Raw genomic sequence first — 3,481 nt, 5'->3', positions numbered from 1 at the left:
TTGGCAGCGTTGAACAGTTCCCGAGGACTCTCGTACCTCAGTACAGTGTTCGACGCAGGTGGGCTTAACTGCCGGGTTCGGAATGAGTCCGGGTGTATCCCCACCGCTATGGCCGCCATAACCACAAGCCAAGGCCCAGATTTGAACTGGGGTGTAGCTGATCTGCAGTCAGCCGCGTGGCCGCTCCGCCACCTTGGCGCTGTGTATTCTGCGGAGTATACTATGCACTCTTTACAGAATTAAAGGTATGCATCCGGATATCGTCTGGGTTCAACAGAGTAATTGTCTGAGTTGTCTGGATTTGGGCGTTAGTACCCGCCGGACTGAACACGTCGTTGCCTTCGTGCGTATATCCCGGGCCTATTAAGCGGGTCTTGTACCCGTGCCCTATAACGGAGTCTCTTTTCAGGCTGAGTTTCAAGCTTAGATGCTTTCAGCTTTTATCTCTTGCCGCGTAGCTGCTCGGCACTGCCCTGTCGGACAACCGATACACCAGTGGCGACGAAAGAAAGTTCCTCTCGTACTATTTCTTTCTTGCCCTCAGACTCCGCACACTCCTGATAGATAGTAACCGACCTGTCTCACGACGGTCTAAACCCAGCTCACGATCCCCTTTAATAGGCGAACAACCTCACCCTTGGCTGCTGCTGCACAGCCAGGATGGAAAGAACCGACATCGAGGTAGCAAGCCGCCGGGTCGATATGTGCTCTTGCCGGCGACGACTCTATTATCCCCGGGGTAGCTTTTCTGTAGTCAATAGCCCTCATCAACAGGGCGTATTGGTTCGTTAGACCCGAGTTTCCTCTCGCGATGACTTGCTGTGCGTCATCGCGTCAGGCCAACGTATGCTCTTGACACTCTTCTGTGAGTTTCTGACTCACATGAGTTGACCTTAGGGCACCCTTGATATTTTTTCGAGGGTGTGGCGCCCCACCCAAACTGCCCACCTACCGATGTCCTCTTCATTCAAGAAGAGTGAGTACTACAGCAGAGCAAGGATGGTGTCTCAACGGCGACTCCCTGATCCCCGGAAGGATCAGTTCGACGTCTCCCATCTACGCTGCGCATGCAATACCGTAGTACAACGACAGGCTGCAGTAAAGCTCCACGGGGTCTTCACTTCCCATCAGGAGTCCCTAGCCTCTGCACTAGGATAAAAGGTTCAACGGACTTGTGGTAGGGACAGTAGAACTCTCATTGTTCCATTCATGCAAGTCGCCAATTAAGCGACAAGGTACTACGCTACCTTAAGAGGGTCATAGTTACCCCCGCCGTTTACGGGTCCTTCGTCCGATTGTACTCGGTGTTCAGATACCCGCACTGGGCAGGATTCACAGACTATACGAGTCCTTACGGAGTTGCAGTCTGCTATGTTGTTATTAGACAGTTGGAGTTCCCTGGTCACTGCGACCTGCCTGATCTCCAGGCAGGCACCCCTTCTCCCGAAGTTACGGGGCCATTTTGCCGAGTTCCCTTACCACAATTAGCTCCGATACGCCTTGGTCTTTTCAACCAGGGGCACCTGTGTCGGTTCTCAGTACGGTCAACCAGATCCCTTTTCACGGGCTCCAGGAGTCGACCACGTTACCTCATCACGTCTTCTGCGGTTTCTCACCATGACGGTACTCCACCGCGTTGAACGCTTGAACGGAAACGACAGTTCCGCGTGGTATATCCCGAAGCGTCGGGGTTTCAAAAGAAACGATATCTGATTGGTACAGGAATATTAACCTGTTTCCCTGTTGACGTGCTCGAATTACGGCACATCTTAGGACCGACTAACCCTCGGCTGACGAACATTGCCGAGGAAACCTAGCCCTTTCGGCGGAACGGATTCTCACCGTTCTATGCTTCTACTACTGCCAGAATTCTCATTCCTGTACGGTCCACAGGACCTTACGCCCCTGCTTCTATCCATACAGGACGCCCCTCTACGCGATCACCGAATAATCGGTGCGCCGTGGTCTCTGCAGTAGGCTTTAGCCCCGTCCATTTTCTGCGCCCCAAACCTTGACTGGTAAGCTGTTACGCACTTTTTAAAGGGTAGCTGCTTCTAAGCTCACCTTCCAGTTGTCTTTGGCCTGGGACCTCATTCAGTGTTGACACTTAGCCTACATTCGGGGGCATCAACCACGGTCTGGGTTGTCTCCCTTACGGACTACAAGCTTACCCCGTAGTCCGGACTACCCGTCATCTCCGACGTTGGGGAGTTTGGAGTTTGACAGGAGAGCGAGGAATTTCTTCCCCGGAATCCCCAATCAGTGCTCTACCTCACCAACCATCTCCGACGAGGTCATGCTGCGGCATGTTTCGAGGGGAACCAGCTGATTCCCGGTTCGATGAATCTTTCACTCCTATACGCAGGTCACGCGAATGATTTGCATATCAAAACCGCCTGCGGTCCTCCACGCACCTTTCGGCACGCTTCAACCTGCCCACGCATAGATCACCGGGTTTCGGGTCTTATCCTACAGACTCCACGCACGTTGAATACGTCGTTCCAGGCACGAATGCTACGAACTTGTTGCTTTCGCTTCGGCTTCCCTTCCGGTTAACCTCGCCTGCAGAATAAACTCTCTGGCCCGTTCTTCAAAACGTAAGATATGACATCGGCAACTGTCGCCCGTACTACCGCCTCGCGACGGGTTCCTTCGCGCAGAAGTTCCTTGCACGCCATATCACACGGTCACCAGTTCGTTTCAGGCGCTTTGCACATCCTTTTTAGGGATCCTTTTCAGCTTTCGCTCACGCTACTAGTTCGCTATCGGTTTCGAGAAGTATTTAGTTTTGGAGGTTGATGACCCCCGGATTCACGCGAGAATTCCAACCCGCGCTACTCAAGACACTCCCGGAAACAGACCTGATTATACGTACGGGACTATCACCCTCTCTGATCCACCGTTCCAGGTGAGTTCCGTTTCTCAGGACTGCATCCGATGGGAGGCTTTCAACACCACATCTCCCCGGAGGGATTCGGTTTGAACTCTGTCGTTTTCGATCGCCTCTACTCACGACATCTCGGTTGATTTCTCTTCCTGCCCCTACTGAGATGTTTCAATTCGGGGCGTTCCCCATCCTGACGGATTGATACCGAAGTATCGGGATGTCCTATTCGGGGATCTCCGGATCACAGGCTCCCTGCACCTTCCCGGAGCATATCGCTGCTTGGCACGCCCTTCATCAGCTCTCGAACCGAGCCATCCACGAACTGGCATAATTACCAGATTCATTATACAATTAGGTTCCGTTGAACCCATGTAACGTCCAGATGCATTACCTTTACACAGCATCGTCAGGTCAGTGGCAACTGACCTTCAGCCCTTCCCCGGTGACTCGCATCGCCGGGTGCATCAGACCGTTGGAACACGCTGTAACAGAGTGTTACAATATGTACCAACGGGAGTGGACCCAAGGGGATTTGAACCCCTGGCCTCGGCGTTGCAAACGCCGCGCTCTTCCAGCTGAGCTATGAGCCCTGAT

2 tRNA genes and 2 rRNA genes are annotated in these 3,481 nt (G+C 53.1%); all 4 read right to left on the bottom strand.

Annotated elements, in window-relative coordinates:
• A 5S ribosomal RNA gene (rrf, locus tag J2T58_RS11015) occupies window positions 1–120 on the bottom strand; the annotation flags it as partial.
• Between the two features lie 6 nt (window positions 121–126).
• Window positions 127–198, bottom strand: a tRNA-Cys gene (locus tag J2T58_RS11010).
• 92 nt (window positions 199–290) lie between these two features.
• Window positions 291–3,230, bottom strand: a 23S ribosomal RNA gene (locus J2T58_RS11005).
• A 174-nt stretch (window positions 3,231–3,404) separates the two neighbouring features.
• Window positions 3,405–3,477 (bottom strand) — tRNA-Ala (locus J2T58_RS11000).
• Window positions 3,478–3,481 lie beyond the last annotated feature (4 nt).

Origin of the sequence: Methanocalculus alkaliphilus (assembly GCF_024170505.1) — an archaeon.
Taxonomy (GTDB): Archaea; Halobacteriota; Methanomicrobia; order Methanomicrobiales; family Methanocorpusculaceae; genus Methanocalculus; species Methanocalculus alkaliphilus.
The sequence above is the reverse complement of the archived record's forward strand: the minus strand, read 5'-3'. Positions and strand labels throughout refer to the sequence as shown.